Raw genomic sequence first — 17,810 nt, forward strand, 5'->3', positions numbered from 1 at the left:
CGGGATCAGCTGATGCGTGGAGGGCGCCACAACCCGTTCGGGTCGCGGACCGGGAGAATTTGCGCGTAATGGAAGGCAACGATGCTGGCGAATGCAGCGGGACGACTGACTTCGGCGCGAGCGGCCGGATGATAGAGACTGCCGAACTGGCATTGCGCCGTCAGCTTGCAGGACAGGCCCTTCGCTTTCGCGTGGGCCTTGCCGGTGGACGACGACTGCATCGAATCGCAACCCGGCATGTCGGCGGACATGCCGGCGTCCATGTCCATGTCCATCGACATGCCCTGCTGCATCATCGGGCATTCCCCGGCCAGGCCGCTGGCTGCCAGCCCGCTGATGGGCAGCACCGCGCAGAGCAGCAGCAGGATGACGGTCCGGAGGAATTTCATGCGGGCGATTATAGCGCGGGGTTTGGCTGTGTGGCGGCGCATCGATACGGCGGAACGACGCGCCGCAGCCGCGCCCATCGCGCCCATCGCCCCCATCGCGCGCTACCGCGCCAGCGCGTCGGCCTCCAGCACGGCGCGCACCGCCGGCCGCGCACGCACCCGCTCGTACCACGCACGCAGATGCGCGTACCGGGTCAGGTCGATATCCGCGTTGTACACCGACCGCATCCATTCGGCCTTGCCCCAGCCGGTCAGCGCGAACAGGTAGGCATCGGCAACGGTGAACGTGTCGCCGGTCAGGAATGCCTTGCCGTCGAGCTGGCGGTCGATCCATGCAAAGCGGCTGTCGAGCTTCGTTCTCGCCGGATCGACGTATTTCCCCGCCTGCACCGCGTACAGCATCGGAATGAACCCCTTGTGGATCTCGGTGCCGAGAAAATTAAGCCATTCCATCAGCCGGTAGCGCGCGAGCGTGCCGTACGCAGGCGCGAGCGCGGCGTCCGGGCGCAGATCCGCGAGATACTGCGCGATCACCGGGCCTTCGCGCAGCAGCGTGCCGTCGTCGAGTTCGAGCAGCGGCACGTAGCCGAGTTCGGTCACATCGTAGTAATTGCGCCCGTCTTCAATGACGTGCTTGCGTGCGTCGACCTTGATGACCTCCGCGTCGATGCCGCCTTCGCGCAGCACGATGCAGATGGCCTGCGAACAGCTTCCGGGAGCGTGATAGAGCTTCATGCGTTTCCTTCGTGGGTTGTCCATGTATCGATTCGCCGCGACGCGGGCGCTAATATCTCGCATCGGCGCATCGCCGGGAAGACGGCAGTCGTTTGTGCCGTAGTCACAAAAAATTTACCGACCAGGATTCAGCACGATGAAAACGAGTGCGACCGGATGTTCCGTTGAAGAAGCGATGCGCCTGCTCGGCGGCCGCTGGCGGCTGCTGCTGGTGTCGTATCTGCTCGACGGGCCGCGACGCTTCAGCGACCTGCGCCGCGACATGCCCGGCATCTCGCAGCGCATGCTGACGCTCGACCTGCGCGCACTCGAAGACGCCGGGCTCGTGCGGCGCACCGTCTATCCGGAAGTGCCGGTGCGGGTCGAGTACGACCTGACCGCCGACGGCGACCGGCTGCGGCCCGTCGTCGAGGTCATGCGCGAATTCGGGCTGTGGCTGAAGGCGCGCGATGCCGCTGCGTCGTGCGACACCGGCGCGACGCCCGGCGCGGCGGCAGCGATCGAAACGGCCCTTCATTCGAACCGATAACCCCTACCCCCCTTACGCAGGAACCCGTTCATGGAACTTCACGCTACCGTCGGCGCGGCGACGTCCGATCTCGACGACGACGAAAGCTTCGCCAACATCTACTGTCACGACGCCGAGCAGGACTATTGCTTCGCGTTGTCGCGCTTTCCGGACGACACGCTGATCGAAGTGATGGTGCGCGACCAGATCACCTGGCGCGTCAAGGATCTGTCGGTGAGGCTGACGGACGACACGATCGACATCGAGATCGAACCCGGCATCGCCGCGCGACTCGACGGCCAGACGCGCTACGTGATCCATCTCGCGCCCGGCCAGTACGATCCGGTCACGCTGCGCGCCGCGCTGAAGGAGATCTTCGCGGGGAAAAGCGGGTTTCAGGACGACAGCACGCGCGGTTAACGGCTCAACCGCACCGTCATCGTCGCCTTCGCGAGGGCCTGGTAGTGAGCGGTATAGCCGACGACCGCAGGCGTCGCGTCACGTTCGACCGGCAGCTTCGCCACCTTGAGCGCGGTCAGCGTAATGACGTAGCGATGGGTGTCGCCCTGCGGCGGGCACGGACCCAGATAGCCGACATGGCCGGTGTCGTTCTTCATCGGGACGGCACCCGCCGGCAGTCCGGCAACGTCATTGCCCGAACCGGGCGCGATGCCATGCGCCGACGCCGGTATGTCGGCGACGACCCAGTGCCAGAAGCCGGAGCCCGTCGGCGCGTCGGCATCGAACATCGTCAGCAGGTAGCTTTGCGTGCCTTCCGGAACACCGCTCCACCGTATGGATGGCGAAATGTTCTGACCGTGGCAGCCGAAGCTGTCGGATACCTGCGCGCGACCAAACGCGCCGCCGGCAAGCTCCGCGCTTTCGATCGAGAAATCGCCCGCCCGTGCCGTACCGGCAGCGAGCATCGCAACGCAAAGGGCGAAACCGGGCTTGAATATCGTCATCGTCATCGTCACCTCACCAGCAAGCAGGAATGGAACGGACATTCTTGCAATCGCGCCGGCCCCGAACAAGGCAAGCAAACGTACCGGTATGGCGACTACCCGGCAACGTCCCGCCATGCCGGCCCCGCTCGCGGAAAGCGCCGGATGCCGGTACATTGGCGGCAAACGGAAGTCGGGGCCAGCCGCTTCCATCCTCATTCACGCCCTTCATGCCTGATCCGACCATGACGCGCCCTTCACGATTCCGTTCGCTGCTCCACGGCTCCATGCTGTTCGTTGCCTGCGCATCGATCGCGCCCGCCGCGCAGGCGGCCAAACCGCTGCTCACGTTCAAGGTCGACGACACCGTCACGGCCCGCGTCGAACGGGCGGACAGCGAGCACATTACCGTGCGCTTCCTGCCGAGCGGCAAGACGCAGACGCTCGACGTGACTGCCGCCGACGAGGAAGGCCGCTATCACCTCGCGTCGGACGACTACAACTTCGACGGCCACCGCGATCTCGCGATGCACGCGACGCTCGGCATGGTGAACGATGGCTACGGCATCTACCTGTACGACGCCGCGCGCCAGCAGTTCGAGCCATTGCGGATGCCCGCGAGTGACATGCCGCACGGCAATTGCGACGGGCTGGTCAACGTGCAGGCGAAGCCGAAGGAGCGCACGCTGTACAGCTCGTGCCGCGGCGGCCCGATCTGGTACACCGATGCGTATCGCTTCGACGGCAGCGGCAGGATGTACCTGTACCAGTCGAGCGAAGCGATACCGGATGACCTGCGCGACCTGCTCGACACCGACAACGGCCCGTCGTCGATGCTGTTGACCTACGACGCGCAAGGCAAGCGCGTCGCGCGCCGCCCCGACGCCTATGGCGGCGGCACCGTCACGTTCAAGGTGCGCCCGGCTCGCCTGCCGCTGCACGATGCGATGACCGATGCGCCCACGCGTCGCTATGTCGTCGCGGGCGACACGGTGGAGGTGATCGACGCGAGCGCCGATTTCCAGTGGCTGAAGGTGCGGTATCGCAACCCGCATGCAGGGGCGGTGCAGGGCTGGGTCAGTGCGAAGGAGGCGGTGGGCAACTGATTCAAGCGGCGGACTATTCGGCACGCCTTCCCACATATTGAACGCAGAACATCCCATTAATAGGGATACCTGCCCAAATGTTGACGCGCTTCCCGCCGCGGCTCTAACGTTCGCCCCAACGCCATTCGATTCGGTCGCCCCGCTCGCGGGCGACGGCCGGGCACAGAACACAGGAGACAACCGTGGCCCAATCCGCGTCACGCACCCACTCGAACCCGCCGGATCAATTGCCCGCCCACGCCGGCATCGCATCCGGTTCAACCGCCCGCGCGGCCGCCGCGCAGGCGGCGCCGCCCAGCCGCAAGCGCCTGCTGATCCTCGCGCTGCTGTTCATCACGGTCGTGATCAACTATCTCGACCGCAGCAACCTGTCGATCGCCGCGCCCGCGCTGTTCAAGGAACTGAACATCGATCCCGTGCGCGCGGGCCTCGTGTTTTCCGCGTTCGGCTGGACCTATGCGCTGATGCAAGTGCCTGGCGGCTGGCTCGTCGACAAGGTGTCGCCGCGCGTACTGTATGCCGGCGCGCTCGCGCTGTGGTCGGCCGCGACGTTGCTGCTCGGCTTCGCCGGTTCGTTCGTCGGGCTGGTCGTGCTGCGTCTCGCGGTGGGCGCGCTCGAAGCGCCGGCCTACCCGATCAACAACCGCGTGGTGACGACGTGGTTCCCGACCCGCGAGCGCGCGAGCGCGATCGGCGGCTACACGTCGGGCCAGTTCGTCGGCCTCGCGTTCCTCACGCCGGTGCTCGCGTGGCTGCAGGTGCATCTGGGCTGGCACATGGTGTTCGTCGCGACCGGCCTCGCCGGTATCGCATGGGCCGCGATCTGGTATGCGGTGTATCGCGAGCCGCGCGCGTTTCGCGGCGTCAACGCGGCCGAGATCGCGCTGATCCGCGACGGCGGCGGCCTCGTCGATCTCGAAGACCGCATCGCGGCGCGCACCGGGCGCGCACCGTCGACGTGGCGCGACCTCGGCGTCGTGCTCGGCCGGCGCAAGCTGTGGGGCATCTATCTCGGCCAGTTCGCGCTGAACTCGACGCTGTGGTTCTTCCTCACGTGGTTCCCGACCTACCTCGTCAAGTATCGCGGAATGGACTTCATCAAGTCGGGCTTTCTCGCGTCGCTGCCGTTCCTCGCCGCGTTCGTCGGCGTGCTGTGTTCGGGCGTGCTGTCGGACTGGCTGATGCGTCGCGGCGCGTCACAGGGCTTCGCGCGCAAGCTGCCGATCATCTCGGGGCTGCTGATCTCGACCTGCATCATCGGCGCGAACTACGTCACGTCGACCGGCTGGGTGATCGCGTTCATGACGATCGCGTTCTTCGGCAACGGCTTCGCGTCGATCACGTGGTCGCTCGTGTCGGGGCTCGCGCCCGCGCGGCTGATCGGCCTCACGGGCGGCGTGTTCAACCTGATCGGCAACCTGTCCGCGATCGCGACGCCGATCGTGATCGGGCTGCTCGTGAACGGCGCGGACTTCTCGCGCGCGATCACCTATATCGCCGCGATGGCACTCGCGGGCAGCCTGTCATACGGGTTGCTCGTCGGCAAGGTCGAACGCATCGACGCATGAGCCTCGCGAGGGCGGCACACGCGTGCCGCCCTGCCTTGCCGCCGCCCGCGTGCCGCGTCAGAACCGCTGAAACCCGTCGCGCGCGAGATCGTGCGGATTGCCCGCCGCGTAGTCAAGTGCGCACGCGTCGGTATCGATGCCGACGGTCAGCAGCGTCTCCCAGCGCTCGGTGTCGAGCATCGACGGATCGGCGTGGAAACACACGACGGCCTGATCGCCGGCCGCACCGCACATGGCCGCCGCGCGCTCGCGCACATCGGCGCTCGTCATCCCGTTCACGACTTCGTTCAGGTGCGCGAAGCGTTCGCGCGTAGTCGAGCTGTCGGACATGCACTCGCCGCCGCTCAGCGCGCGATCGAGGAAGTGGTTCGTATGCAGCAGCCAGCCGTCCGGACGCGGCACCACCACGCCGATTCCCGACGGGCTCAGCTCGATGCTCGCCGCGCGCGGGTTCGCGTCATGCCGCGTGAACACGGTCAGCACCGTGGACGCGCTCACGCGTGCGGACCGGGCGAGCTCGATCGCCTCCTGCACCGTCGTCGCATCCTCGAGCAGGCGCCGCGCGATCGCGTGCACGGGCACACCGGCGCTGTCGTTGTCGCTCGCGTGATGCAGGATGTTGAAGTGCAGCCCGAGCCCCGCGCTGTTCACGCCGAGCTTCGCGAGCATCCCGAACTCGGAGAACAGCTTGACGGTGCGGCCGTGCGGCGTCGCAAACCGCATCAGCAGCCCCTGCGGCGCGAGGCTGTCGTGCCAGTCCCACGTCTGCAGCGTGCGCGGCGCGTGCGGGCCGGCCGGGGCGTAGACGGTCGTCGAGCACTCGCCTTCGGCCGACGCGGGCGCGGTCGCGAGAATCTCGGTGCGTGCGTTCAGGCACGCGAGCTGCCAGCGCGGCAGGTCGACGCCGTCGGCGATCGCCTCGACTTCGGCGGCCAGGCGCGGGCACCACGCACCGAGCGCGGCCAGGCTCGCTTCGCCGATCTCCCGCGCGCGCTGCGGCTCGATGCCGAGCTTCGGGAAGAACGCGAGGTAAAGCGCGACCGTCTCGCGAATCTCGGCGGCGAAACGCGCGCCGATCAGGCGGCCGCGCTCGTGCGGATCGGTGATGTCGGTCACGAAGGTGTGCAGCTTCAAGGTCAAATCTCCTGGGTTGAATGCGTGCCGGGCCCGCACGGCCCGGAACGTGATGCATGGCGCAGCCGGTCGGCCGGCATTTGCACCGGCCGGAACAGCGAGACCAGTCGGAACGGTCAGAACGAATAGATGAACTGCATCCCGGCCAGGTCGTTGCTGCGCGCGTACGTGCCGTTGCTCTTCAGGAACACCGGATGGTTCGCCGCGTCGTGGCGATACTCGAGCTTCACGGTGATCTGCTGCGTCGGATAGAACAGCAGGTCGGCCGTGATCGCGTAACGCTGCGCGCCCTTGCACTCGGTGCCGTTCGTCGACGAACCCTGGAAGCACGCCGGATCGATGCCGAAGCCGCTCGACCCGTTCACCGACGGATTGCCGCCCGCGAGCCCGTACTGGATGTTCGTGCCGCCGCCGCCGTTCGACGTGTTGTTCAGGTAGTCGAAGCGCAGCGTCGCGCCCATGCGGCCGACCCATGCCTGCGTCCACTTCGTATGGCCGAGCAGCGACATCCCGTACCAGCGTGCGGTGCCGCCGTTCCACGCGCCCTTCTGCAGCTCGCCGTAGTCGACCTGCGCGTTGACCTGCGTCTTGTCGTGCGTATAGGTCACGTCGGCTTCCACGTACTTGTAGAGGCCGGTCGGCGACGAGCCGTTGCACTGGTAGCCGTAACCGCCCGCCGTCGCGCACGGCGAGAACAGCGACTGCCGGCCCAGCATCCCGGAAATGCCGAAGTCGAAGGCGGTCGACGTCGCGTTGTCGAAGCGCGCGGTGATCGTCGGCGTCCAGTTGGTCTTCGTCGTGTTGTTCGCCGCGTTCGCGATCGCGCCGGCGGTGCGCAGCACCTCGTTGCCGATCACGACCTGCCAGAAGCGCGTCATCGCCGCGTTGGAGCCCTTCAGGCCGACGCCGATCAGGTTGCCCGGTTCGCTGAAGTCGTACAGCAGCCCGTGCGTGAGCGTCAGCATCTGGGTCGACGGCTGCACCTCGTAGCCGGCGAGGCTCGGCATCATCCCGATCTCGAAAGTGCGCGTCGTGCTGAGGGGCACGGTCACCACGGCCTGCGTGACGATGTTGTTGCCGACGCCGCCGTGCGAATTGCTGAACACGTTGCCGAAGCCGCGGTTCGGCTGGATCACGACCTCCGCCGACGGCGCCATCGGGCCGACGCCGAAGGTCTTCTTGATGTCGAGGTAGACGTCGCCGATCGTGCTGTTGAAGTAGTCGTACGCGCCCGGATCGTGGTTCAGGAACTGGAACCCGGACGTGCGCTGTGCGCGGTTGAACAGGTACACGGGATCGACGTAGCCGGTGATGCTCAGGCCCGCGAGCGGGCCGGTCGTCGCGGCTTCCTGCAGCGAGTCGACCTTCAGCGATGCGTTCGCGATCTGCTCGCGCATCTGCTGCAGGTCGTCGTTCGTGAACGCCGGTGCGGAATCCGCGGCCGGCGCGGCGGCGGCGGCCGTGTTGATCGAACCGATCCTTGCGCCGCTCGATGTTGCGGTGGCTGCGGTGGCTGCGGTGGCTGCGGTGGCTGCGGTGGCTGCGGTGGCTGCGGTGGCGGCCGTCGCCGCGCCGGGCGCCTGCGCGGCCAGCATGCTCGCGCGCAGCGCGTTCACCTGCTGCTGCAGCGCGGTGACCTGCGCCTGCAGCGCCTTCATCCTGCTCGCATCGGTCGCCTGCGGCGTGTGCGCGAATGCCGTGGCCGCGTCGAACGCGAGCAGGCACAGCGCCGTCATGTGTTTGAGTTTCATGTTCTGGGTGGTCGTCGGGACGAGCGCGCCCCCGCCCGCCGCGATCAGCGGCGGGGCGCGCGAAAGGTGTGCGGGAAGCGGGGAAGCGGCGGCCGGCTTACTCGGTCTTCAGCTTCGTCCAGAGACGGTTCTGCAGACGCATCAGCTCAGGCGGAACCGGCTTGCTGAGGCTCAGCTTGCGGATCACGTCGGCGGGCGGGAACACGGCCGGATCGCTCGTCACTTCGGCGCGCACGAGGCGCTTCGACGACGGCACGGCCGACGGGTACGACGTGTCGTTGGTCAGGTTCGCGCTCTCCTTCTCCGACAGCACGAAGTTGACGAACTTCAGCGCGGCGTCCGGGTGCGGTGCATCCTTCGGCACGGCCATCATGTCGAACCACATCGCGCTGCCCTCGGTCGGGATCACGTACTTGATGTGATACGGCTTCTTCGCGGAAGCGGCCGCGATCCGCGCGGAGTTCACGTCGCCCGACCAGCCGAGCGCGAGGCAGATGTCGCCGCCCGCGAGATCGTTGATGTAGCTGCTCGAATTGAACTGCGTGATGTACGGGCGCACCGACTTCAGCAGTTCGTACGCGGCCTGGTAGTCGGCCGGGTTCGTCGTGTTCGGGTCTTTCTTCAGGTAGACGAACGCCATCCCGAACGCATCGACCGGCGAATCGAGCACCGACACGCCGCAGTGCTTCAGCTTCTGCGCGTACTTCGGGTCGAACAGCAGCGCCCAGCTGTCGAGCGGCGCGTCGTTGCCGAGCGCCGCCTTCACCTTCTCGACGTTCATCCCGAGCCCGTCGGTGCCCCAGGTCCACGGAATGCCGTACTGGTTGCCCGGATCGTCCTTCGCGAGCGCCTTCAGGATTTCCGGATCGAGCAGCCCGTAGTTCGGCACCTGGCTCTTGTCGATCTTGCGGAAGATGCCGGCCTGCAGCTGCCGCGCCCAGAAGATGTCGGACGGCACGACGACGTCGTAACCCGACGTGCCCGACAGCAGCTTCGCCTGCAACGTCTCGTTCGAATCGAACTCCTGGTAGACGACCTTGATGCCGGTCGCCTTCTCGAAGTTCGCGATCGTCGCCTTGCCGATCGAGTTGCCCCAGTTGTACACGTTGACGACGTCCGCCGCGCGCGCAACCGGCGCGCCGGCCCACAGCACGCCGCCCAGCGCGAGCGCCGCGCATGCCGTTCCCAGATGCCTGCTCCAATCCCCTGCCATGGTTTCCTCCGTCGATATCATGATCCGCTCGCAATGAACGGTGTGTGCTTCGGTCCGGAAAAATGTAGCCAGAGGAAATTGGCCGGTCTGCCCTGCCAATAGGGGGACACGCCGCACAATCGGCGCATCCGCTTCCGGCCGGATGCGCCGAGCCGCGAAAAACGAAAGCATTCCGAAAGATTCCGTCGCCGCTTCGTCAGCCGGGATGCCCCTTCAGGACGCCTGCATACCCGTGCGCGCGCCGAAATCGTCGCCCACGTGCGTGATGCGGCCGCCCATCATCGTCAGCCCGACGTCGATGCGGCCGATGTCGTACTGGCCGACCTCGAACAGGTCGTTCTCGAGCACGACGAGATCCGCGCGCTTGCCGGGCGTCAGCGAGCCGACCTCGTGCTCCATCCCGAGCTGGTACGCGCCGTGGATCGTGTACGCGGCGATCAGTTGCGGAATGCTCAGGCGCTCGGCGATGTCCGGGAACACCGGCGCATCGGGCTCGCCCGCGAGCTGGCGCGTATGGCCCGACTCGATGTGTTCGAGCGGCTTGTGCTGGCAGCGGCACTGGCATGCGAGGCCGTCCATGCCGATCGACACCGTCACGCCTTCGTCGAGGAACGTGCGGAACTTGTACATGCTGCTCCAGCGCTCGTGGCCGTAGTGGTCGCGCAACTGCTCGGTGTACGCGTCGACCACGCCCCATTGCAGCTGCGTGTTCGCCATCACGCCCGCGCGGCGAAAGCGCGGGATGTCGTCCGGATGCGTGAGGAACGCGTGCGTGATCACGTGGCGGCGGTCGCGCGGCGGGTTCGTGCGGTTGACCGCGTCGAAGCCGTCGAGCGCCATCCGCACGGCCGCGTCGCCGACGCAATGGACCATCACGTTCGCGTTCGCGCGATCGGCCTCGACCAGGTAGCGGTTGAACGTGTCGGCCGGCATCGTCGGCGCACCGCAGGTGTCCGGGCGGTCCGCGTACGGTTCGAGCAGGTACGCGGTGTGGTTCGCCTCGGTGCCGTCGAGGAACAGCTTCAATGCGCGCGCCTTCACGAGCGGCGAATCGTACTGCTCACGATACCGGACAAGCGTGCCGACCGGATCGTCGATCTCGCCGATCACCGCGACGCTGCCGACCACCCGCAGCTTCAGGTCGCCCGCGCGCTCCATCGTCTGCAGCGTCTCGTACAGCAGCGACTGGTCGCCGCTCGCGTCGAAGAAGCCCGCGTCGAACACGGTCGTCACGCCGGCCGCGCACAGCTTCTTCTGCCACGGCGGGATCGATTTCAGGTACAGGTCGATGCCGATCGGCAGCAGGCCGGCCGCGCTGATCCGCTGCATCAGCAACGAATACGCGGCGCCGTCGACGATCAGGCCGGTCGGCTCGCCGGTCGCCGCGTCCTTCTCGAACCAGCTCGCGCCCTCCTGCACGGGCGGCGTCGACGCGTCGATGCCGGCGATCTCCAGCGCCTTCGAGTTCACCCACATCGTATGGAAATCGGTCGACAGCAGGCACACGGGGCGATCCGCGCAGATCGCGTCGAGCGTCTCCTTGCGCAGCAGCGCGGGCGGAATCGTCGCCTGCACCCAGCCCATCCCGGTGATCGCCGGCTCGTCCGGATGCGATTCGACATACGCGCGCAGCGCGCCGAGCACCTTCTGCGGATCCTCGTCGTTCACGAACGCCTGGAACGCGAACGCGGTCGTCTCGAAGTGCCAGTGCGATTCGACGAAGCCCGGCAGCACGAGCCGGCCGGCCGCGTCGACGACCTTCGTCCGCGCGCCGACGTACGCCTGCACGGCCGCCGTGTCGCCGACATGGACGATCCGGCCGTCGCGCACGGCGACGGCCTGCGCCCAGGGCTTGTGCGGATCGACGGTATAGACCTTCGCGTTGGTCAGAACGAAATCCGCCGGCGTCGTGGCGGCGTGCGTCGGTTGCATCTGCATGGCCTGTCCTTTCTGGTCATCAGGTTTTCGAAGTGCTTTCACTATAGGCAGACGATTCGCGCCGGTATGCCCCCCCGCCGCCGGGGCTTCCGCGAATTCCGGCCGCCGCGCGTTCGGTCTTGTCGTCGTTTTGGGGACAACGCACGAAATCCGTGGGGGTGATCCGGTGAATTCCCGGCTGACGCGTGCACGGCGTTCGCGTAACGTCGCGCTGTCCCCCGACCGCCTTCGTCCGACCATGCGACTTCTCCAGCCCGACCCTGCCGCCCGCGGCCACTACCTGATCGGCGTGCGTCCCGACTCACTCGGCGCGACGCTGCGCGCGGTCGGCACGCCGGATTTCGTCGGCGCGGTCACGGAGTTCGTCAACGACAGCATCGACGCCGACGCCGTGCACCTCGAGCGCTGGCGCGCCGATACGGGCAGCACGTCGGGTTTCGTCGTCGAATGGCTCGGCAGCGGCAGCCTGCGCTTCGCGGCCGATACGCTGCGCGTGATGGATATCTACTACCAGGACTATTGCCAGGCCGATCCGCTGGTCGCGCCGCTGCGCGGCAAACCCGGCACGCTGCTCGTGCAGCGCCATGTCGACGGCATCGCGCAGGGCGAGTTCCGCCGCCGGATCTTCGACGAGCCCGGCATCGGGCAGGAATGCCTGCTCGTGCACGGCAACGCGCACCTGCAATACGCGCTCGGGCTCGCGCGCACGGTCGGGCGCGCCGCGTTCACCACGGACGAGCTGTTTCACTTCCGGCAGATGGTCGACCTGCTGTTCCCGATGTTCGAGCTGCATGCGCGCACCTGTGCGGCGCGGCGCGTGGCGGCAGTGTCGGTGAATGCCGCGTCGCAGGCGAGCTTCGATGCGCGCCTCGAACGGCAGGACGTGCAGCTGTCGCGCCGCGAGCACGAGATCTGCCGGCTGATGCTGTGCGGGCGCTCGGTGCCCGAGGCCGCGCAGCAGCTCGACGTGAAGCTGTCGACGGCCGAGTCGTACGTGAAGCGCGCGTTCGCGAAGCTCGGCGTGCGCACGCGCCGCGAGCTGTTCGACTGGGTACTCGTCGACTGCTGAACGCGCGGCCTGGATTTACGCGGCCAGCGCGGCCGCCTTGATGTTGAAGGCGCGCAGCAGGTCCTCGCAGAACGCGTCGACGATCGGCTTGTCGCTCGTGCTGCGCTTCATCGCGAGATGCAGCGGCACGTCGAAGCTGAACGTTGCGCGGCCGACGGCCTTCACGAGCCCGCGCTGCTCGAACGGCTCCGCGTAGTGCGCAGGCAGGTAGCCGAGATGGCCGCCCGACAGGATCAGGATCGTCGCGGCCTCGATGCTGTCCGCGCTCGCGGTCACGCGCCGCTCGGGCAGCGGATACTGCTCCTCCGGCACCGGATAGGTGCGCCACACCCAGTCGTGCAGTTGCAGGTCGTCCGCCGTCACGGGCCGCGACGCATGGAACAGCGGATGCCCGCGCCCGCAGTAGATCACCTGCTGCTCGGTGAACAGCGGCGTGTAGAGCAGCCCGGGCACGCGATGCCAGAAATACCCGATCGCGAGATCGAGCTGGTTGTTGACGAGGCTTTCCTCGAGTTCCTGCGGCGACGCGACCTTCATCGCGAACGTGACGGCCTGGTCGCGCTTGCGGAATGCGCCGATCGCATCGGCCACGCGCGCGTTCTCGACGAGCGGCGCCTGGCCGATCAGGCCGATCGACAACGTGCCGACCAGCTTGCGGTCGATGTCGCGCACGCGCGCGACGAATTCGGAGGTCGCCGCGACGAGCGTGCGCGCGGTGGCCGCGAAGCGTTCGCCCTTCGACGTCAGGCGAAAGCCGCCGCGCCCGCGATCGCAGAGCTTGAAGCCGACGCGCGCTTCGAGCGCCGACAGTTGCGTGCTGATGGTCGACTGCCGCACGCCGAGCGACGCCTCGGCGGCCGTGATGCCGCGTGCGTCGACGACGGCCAGAAAGACCCGGATGAGCCGGAGATCGAGATCGGAAGTATTCGAGAACATGCTTGAAGCCGCTGCGCGTGTGCGCGTTGCCCGGCCGGCACGACGCGCATCGCGCGCCACGCCCGCCGCCTTCGCCGATGAACCGGACCGGACGCGCGCCGCCATCGGCAACGGCGCGCGTCGAAACCGTCATTCAGGTGCCACCGCGAGCGCGCGTTCCATGCCGAACACGGCCGGCCGCAGCCGCCGGTAGCACAGGAACGCCACCGCGCACAGCACGATCGCCGCGATCAGCGCCGACTGCGTGCCTGCGCGCTCGATCAGCGAGCCGCCCGCGACCGAGCCGACGCCGTAGCCGAGCGCGACGCAGCCCGGCGACAGCGCGGCCGACTTGCCGACCAGGTCGTACTGCGGAATCGTCGCGTAGATCAGCAGCGCGCCGCCGGTCCAGCAGCCGATGAACACGACCGCGCCGAGCGTGAACGTCATGGCCGATGCCGGCATCGCGAGCAGCACGGCCGCGACCGCGCAGCCGCCGAGGTTGACGAGCGCCCAGCGGCGCAGGCCCGCGCCCGCGCCGAGCTTCGGCATCGCCGCGCAGATCACGAGGCTCGCGATGTTCGCGATGCCGAGCACGAGCGACACCGACCTGCCGCTCAGGCCCGCCGCGGTGCCGATCTTCTCGAGGAAGGTCCACACGACGCCGACACCGCCGTACAGCGCGAGCTGCGCGCACAGCACGAGCATCGCGCCCCGGCGGTCGATGCGGCCGGCGACGCCGGCCGGTGCCGGGGCGGCCAGCGTCTCGCCCCGGCGAAACAGCGGCGTCGCGAGCACGAATACGCCGAGCACGCATGCGACGAAACCGAACACGCCGTGCGCGCCCCATGCGTCGCTCAGCATCGGGAAGATGTAGGCCAGCAGCACCATGCTCCACGTCACCTGCCCCATCAGCATGATCCCGAGATTGCGTTCCGGCGCGCGCGAGTACGACAGGTAGCGCAGCGCGATCCCGTTCAGCCCGCCCGAGCCGACGCCCGCGATGAACTGCAACGCGGAATACGCGACGAGCCCGTGCGTCGCGAGCGTGCCGAGGTTCGCGCCGGCCGCGAGCGTCACCGCGCCCGCGAGCACCCACCGCACCGGCTGGCGGCCGAGCACGAACGCGACGAGCAGCGTGCCCGTCGATTCGCCGAGCACCTCGATGAAGCTCGACAGCCCGAGCGCCGCTTCGCCGAAGCCCCAATGGCGTTCGACCTGCCCGACGATCGCGGGCAGGCCGAGGAAGACCGTCGGCCCGAGGATGCCGAGCAGCAGCATCACGACGACGAACCGCGCGCTTTCCTGTCGCGCTTCGTCCTGCAGGTTCACTACGTTCATTCGGTGTCTCTCTCCGTGTCCGCGGCGCGGACCGTCTCCTCGAGGGAGTCGGGTATGGCGGCGGCCCGGCCCGGGCCGCCGTGTCGCTTACATCGGGAAGCCCATCGCCTTGATGCCGCTGATCCACGCGCGTTTCCAGCCGCCTTCCGCATCCGCGCCGTCGAATGCATGGAACGTGATCTTCGCGGCGACCCAGCGCATCGGCTCGGGCGGGATGTAGCTCGGGCTCTGGTTCGCGATGTCGAGCTTGCGCTCGGGGCTGTCGCGATCGAACAGGATGTTCAGCCCCATGAACGCGCCGAACCGGCTCGCCGCGACGCCGAAACCCGTATAGCCGGCGACGAACACGGCCTTGTCGCCGAGATAGCGCTTCGCGAACACCGAGCCGCGCGAGCAATAGTCGATCGGGCCGCCCCACGCATGCGAGAAGCGCACGTCGCTCAATTGCGGGAAGGTGCGGTAGAACGCTTCCGCGAGCCGGTAATACGTCTCGCGCTGGCCGTCCTGATGCGGTTCCGGATCGCCGTCGAAGTGATAGCTCACCAGGCCGCCGAAGATGATGTTGTTGTTCTTCGTCAGGCGGAAATAGTTGAGCTGCGTGCGCGTGTCGTACACGCCCTGGCGATTCTTCCAGCCGATCCGCGCGAGCTGTTCGTCGGTGAGCGGCTCGGTGGCGAGCACGTGGTCGCGCACCTGCATCACGCGGCGGTTGATGTCGGGAATCCCGACCTTCGCGGTGCCGCTGCCGAACACGACGCGCGGCGCGCGCACGCTGCCCTTCGGCGTCTTCACGAACACGGTACTGCCCTCATCGGTCACGGTCACGAGCGGCGTGTGCTCGTACAGCTTCACGCCGAGCGACAGCGCCGCGCGCTTCAGCCCCCACGCGAGCTTCGCCGGATGCACGATGCCGCTGCGGTTACGCGACCACAGCGCGCCCGCGAACAGCGGTGAATTCAGTTGTTCGAGCGTTTCGTCGCGGTTCAGCAGCACGACGTTGTGGCCGTACTCGCGATGCAGGTCGTAATCGCCCTTCAGGTGCGCGATGTGCTCGGGATCGACCGCGACCGTCATCTCGCCGTTCCACTCGATATCGGCGTCGATGTCGTAGCGCTTCAGCGTTTCCTCGAAGCCGTCGAGGTTGTGATGGCCGAACGCCTCGAGCTGCGCGATGTCGTTCGGGAACACGCGCACTGCATTCGGCAGCCCGTGCATCACCGACGTCGAGATGATCCCGCCCGCGCGGCCCGATGCGCCGTGCGCGACCTTGCCGGCCTCGATCAGCACCACGTTCAGGTGCGGCATCTGTTCCTTCGCCTGCACGGCCGACCACAGCCCGGTGAAGCCGCCGCCGACGATCAGCAGGTCGGCGCTCACGTCGCCGACGAGTTCCGGCTCGGTGGCCGGCGCGGCCGGGTTGTCGAGCCAGTACGGGAACAGCTTCGTATTCGCGAGCGCCGCCTCGACGCCCAATGCGACCGGCGCGCCACGCAATGCGTGCGCCTGCGCCGGTGCAGTCTCTCTTGCCTTGACTTCCATTTCCATGATCCCTGCCATCACACGCGGAAACGAAACCGCCGCCGGGCGCGCGTCACACGGACGACGACACCACGGCGGCGGCTTCGGCCATCACGACTTCTCGAGCAGCACGTAGAACTTCTTCGCGTCCTCGATCGTCTCCCAGCGGCCCGCGAAGCCGGCCGGCAGCAGGTAGCCCTGGCCCGGCGTGAATTCCTTGCGGTTGCCTTCGACGTCGGTCAGCGCGATCCGGCCCTCGACGAGCCACACCGCTTCGTCGGCCGCGGTTTCCGGAAACTCCACCGAGCCGACCTTGCCTTCCCACCAGCCGATGAGGTAGTTGCCGCTCTTGCCTTCCGCCGCGCGCCAGTCGCTTTCGTCCATCCCGAAGTCGAGCTTCGTGAATTCGCCGATGCCTGCGCCGAGCGGCAGGATGTCCTTGATCAGTTTGGTCATCAGAATCTTTCGTCTCTTGATTGAAAAAAGCAGAGACAAAGTTACTCATTTACACTGCCCCGGTATGCCCCCCTCCGGGGGGGACAAGCGGTGTTTTCCGGGGCCGGGCAGGTCGCCAGGACACCTGCCGGGATTTCCCCCTAATGACGTTTTGCGTGGCCGACGCTACAATCCGCCGGCTTTTCACCGGGGAACCGCATGCTGCTCAACGTGAACCCCTTCCACCGCGACAACGACCGCTTCAACGTGTCGTTCAAGGCGCTGGGCGAGCTGATCGAGACGGTCGGCACGCCGCACTTCGTGCCGCGCCTCACGCAACTGCTCAATGAAGTGGTGCCGCTCGACGTCGCGCACGTCGAACGCTCGCGCGTCGACGGCTCGATGCCCACCGGCTACCGATGCGAATGGATCGGCAGCAGCGGCATCGGCGCGGCGAGCGCCGACGTCTCCGACGTGATGACGCTCTACTACGAGCGTTTTCTCGACAGCGACCCGCTGTTCGCGGGGCTGCGCGGCAAGACGGGCACGATGCTCGTCGTGCGCGACATCGCGGCGATCCCGCCCGGCGAATTCCGCCAGCGGCTGTTCGACGACGTGCAGATCGGCCACGAATGCGTGCTCGCACGCGGCACGCGTTATTCGCAGCATTCGATCGCGCTGGAGCGCGGCCGCGACCGGCCGCCGTTCACGCTCGCCGAAATGAACCGCTTTCGCAGCATCAGCGACGTGCTGTTCCCGCTGCTCGAACTGCACGCGTCGACCACGGCCGCGCGGCGCATTGCGCACCCGACGCCCGAAGTCCACCCGCTCGCGCAGTTCGACGCGCGCCTCGCGGCCGACGGCGTGAAGCTGTCGAAGCGCGAATACGAAACCTGCAAGCACCTGCTTTCCGGCAAGACCGTGCCGGAAACGGCGGAGATCCTCGGCGTGCGCGTTGCGTCGGCCGAGTCGTACGTGAAGCGCGCGTTCGCGAAGCTCGGCGTGCGCACGAAGCGCGAACTCGCCGCATGGGGTTCGGCGACCACCGCGTTCCCTTCCGCCGGCCCGCACGACGGCGCCGCGCCGCCGGCCCTCTCGCGCCGACCTGATCCGACCTGATCCGGCCTGACCTGGCCCCGCGCGGCCGCGTTCGGTTGCGCCGCGTCGATGCGGCGGCGCCACTTGCATCGAGCCCCGTCGATGTAAACGTTGCGACTTCAAAATCTTCGCGCGGGCGTTCTCCTCT

17 protein-coding genes are annotated in these 17,810 nt (G+C 67.5%); 6 read left to right on the plus strand and 11 right to left on the minus strand.

Annotated elements, in window-relative coordinates:
* Positions 1 to 5 precede the first annotated feature (5 nt).
* Positions 6 to 389: a hypothetical protein gene (locus ACTJLD_RS04200; RefSeq protein ID WP_060171637.1), complete on the minus strand. Its 384-nt coding sequence runs from the start codon at positions 387 to 389 to the stop codon at positions 6 to 8.
* A 102-nt stretch (positions 390 to 491) separates the two neighbouring features.
* The gene (gstA, locus tag ACTJLD_RS04205) at positions 492 to 1,124 is read right to left on the minus strand and encodes a glutathione transferase GstA (protein ID WP_440658084.1); all 633 of its coding nucleotides are present in this window, start codon (positions 1,122 to 1,124) and stop codon (positions 492 to 494) included.
* Positions 1,125 to 1,260: 136 nt separating this feature from the next.
* Between gstA and ACTJLD_RS04210 the strand changes: the two genes are divergently transcribed.
* Complete coding sequence (locus tag ACTJLD_RS04210; protein WP_334001824.1) at positions 1,261 to 1,653, plus strand: winged helix-turn-helix transcriptional regulator; 393 nt, start codon at positions 1,261 to 1,263, stop codon at positions 1,651 to 1,653.
* A 30-nt stretch (positions 1,654 to 1,683) separates the two neighbouring features.
* Positions 1,684 to 2,052, plus strand: coding sequence for a hypothetical protein (locus ACTJLD_RS04215; protein WP_059692720.1), 369 nt, complete (start codon positions 1,684 to 1,686; stop codon positions 2,050 to 2,052).
* Here ACTJLD_RS04215 and ACTJLD_RS04220 read toward each other — a convergent pair.
* Positions 2,049 to 2,795 (minus strand): YbhB/YbcL family Raf kinase inhibitor-like protein, encoded by a 747-nt coding sequence (locus ACTJLD_RS04220; protein WP_260438204.1) that lies wholly within the window; start codon positions 2,793 to 2,795, stop codon positions 2,049 to 2,051. The two genes, ACTJLD_RS04215 and ACTJLD_RS04220, sit on opposite strands and share 4 nt — an antisense overlap.
* Before the next feature lie 26 nt (positions 2,796 to 2,821).
* On the opposite strand from ACTJLD_RS04220, the gene ACTJLD_RS04225 reads away from it, so the two are divergent.
* Together ACTJLD_RS04225 and ACTJLD_RS04230 are read left to right on the plus strand one after the other, a co-directional pair.
* Positions 2,822 to 3,682 carry an XAC2610-related protein gene (locus ACTJLD_RS04225; RefSeq protein WP_440658087.1) on the plus strand — a complete coding sequence of 287 codons (861 nt, stop codon included), beginning with the start codon at positions 2,822 to 2,824 and terminating at the stop codon, positions 3,680 to 3,682.
* Between the two features lie 182 nt (positions 3,683 to 3,864).
* Positions 3,865 to 5,250, plus strand: coding sequence for an MFS transporter (locus tag ACTJLD_RS04230; RefSeq protein WP_440658089.1), 1,386 nt, complete (start codon positions 3,865 to 3,867; stop codon positions 5,248 to 5,250).
* Positions 5,251 to 5,307: 57 nt separating this feature from the next.
* On the opposite strand, the gene ACTJLD_RS04235 is transcribed toward ACTJLD_RS04230, so the two are convergent.
* The 4 genes from ACTJLD_RS04235 to ACTJLD_RS04250 all read right to left on the minus strand — a co-directional run bounded on the left by ACTJLD_RS04235 (position 5,308) and on the right by ACTJLD_RS04250 (position 11,286).
* Complete coding sequence (locus tag ACTJLD_RS04235; protein ID WP_440658090.1) at positions 5,308 to 6,384, minus strand: C45 family autoproteolytic acyltransferase/hydolase; 1,077 nt, start codon at positions 6,382 to 6,384, stop codon at positions 5,308 to 5,310.
* A gap of 116 nt (positions 6,385 to 6,500) precedes the next feature.
* Positions 6,501 to 8,135 carry a DUF3138 family protein gene (locus tag ACTJLD_RS04240; protein WP_440658092.1) on the minus strand — a complete coding sequence of 545 codons (1,635 nt, stop codon included), beginning with the start codon at positions 8,133 to 8,135 and terminating at the stop codon, positions 6,501 to 6,503.
* A gap of 97 nt (positions 8,136 to 8,232) precedes the next feature.
* Positions 8,233 to 9,348, minus strand: coding sequence for a polyamine ABC transporter substrate-binding protein (locus ACTJLD_RS04245; protein WP_440658094.1), 1,116 nt, complete (start codon positions 9,346 to 9,348; stop codon positions 8,233 to 8,235).
* Positions 9,349 to 9,561: 213 nt separating this feature from the next.
* Entirely contained in the window at positions 9,562 to 11,286 is a 1,725-nt protein-coding gene (locus tag ACTJLD_RS04250; RefSeq protein WP_119336294.1) for an amidohydrolase, read from the minus strand.
* Positions 11,287 to 11,524: 238 nt separating this feature from the next.
* On the opposite strand from ACTJLD_RS04250, the gene ACTJLD_RS04255 reads away from it, so the two are divergent.
* On the plus strand, positions 11,525 to 12,355 hold the full coding sequence (locus ACTJLD_RS04255; RefSeq protein ID WP_060085742.1) for a helix-turn-helix transcriptional regulator: 831 nt from the start codon (positions 11,525 to 11,527) through the stop codon (positions 12,353 to 12,355).
* 15 nt (positions 12,356 to 12,370) lie between these two features.
* Here ACTJLD_RS04255 and ACTJLD_RS04260 read toward each other — a convergent pair whose 3' ends face one another.
* From ACTJLD_RS04260 to ACTJLD_RS04275, 4 genes are all read right to left on the minus strand, one after another.
* Positions 12,371 to 13,291, minus strand: a complete 921-nt coding sequence (locus tag ACTJLD_RS04260; RefSeq protein ID WP_042975417.1) for a LysR family transcriptional regulator — start codon at positions 13,289 to 13,291, stop codon at positions 12,371 to 12,373.
* A 129-nt stretch (positions 13,292 to 13,420) separates the two neighbouring features.
* Positions 13,421 to 14,611 (minus strand): MFS transporter, encoded by a 1,191-nt coding sequence (locus tag ACTJLD_RS04265; protein ID WP_119336295.1) that lies wholly within the window; start codon positions 14,609 to 14,611, stop codon positions 13,421 to 13,423.
* Positions 14,612 to 14,698: 87 nt separating this feature from the next.
* On the minus strand, positions 14,699 to 16,156 hold the full coding sequence (locus tag ACTJLD_RS04270) for an NAD(P)/FAD-dependent oxidoreductase (RefSeq protein ID WP_081073686.1): 1,458 nt from the start codon (positions 16,154 to 16,156) through the stop codon (positions 14,699 to 14,701).
* A gap of 84 nt (positions 16,157 to 16,240) precedes the next feature.
* Positions 16,241 to 16,585 (minus strand): cupin domain-containing protein, encoded by a 345-nt coding sequence (locus ACTJLD_RS04275; RefSeq protein WP_027789860.1) that lies wholly within the window; start codon positions 16,583 to 16,585, stop codon positions 16,241 to 16,243.
* Between the two features lie 198 nt (positions 16,586 to 16,783).
* Here ACTJLD_RS04275 and ACTJLD_RS04280 point away from each other — a divergent pair, with 198 nt between their 5' ends.
* Positions 16,784 to 17,683, plus strand: a complete 900-nt coding sequence (locus tag ACTJLD_RS04280; protein ID WP_321839531.1) for a helix-turn-helix transcriptional regulator — start codon at positions 16,784 to 16,786, stop codon at positions 17,681 to 17,683.
* The last annotated feature ends 127 nt before the right edge of the window (positions 17,684 to 17,810 follow it).

This window comes from Burkholderia sp. 22088, assembly GCF_052045915.1.
GTDB lineage: Bacteria > Pseudomonadota > Gammaproteobacteria > Burkholderiales > Burkholderiaceae > Burkholderia > Burkholderia cepacia.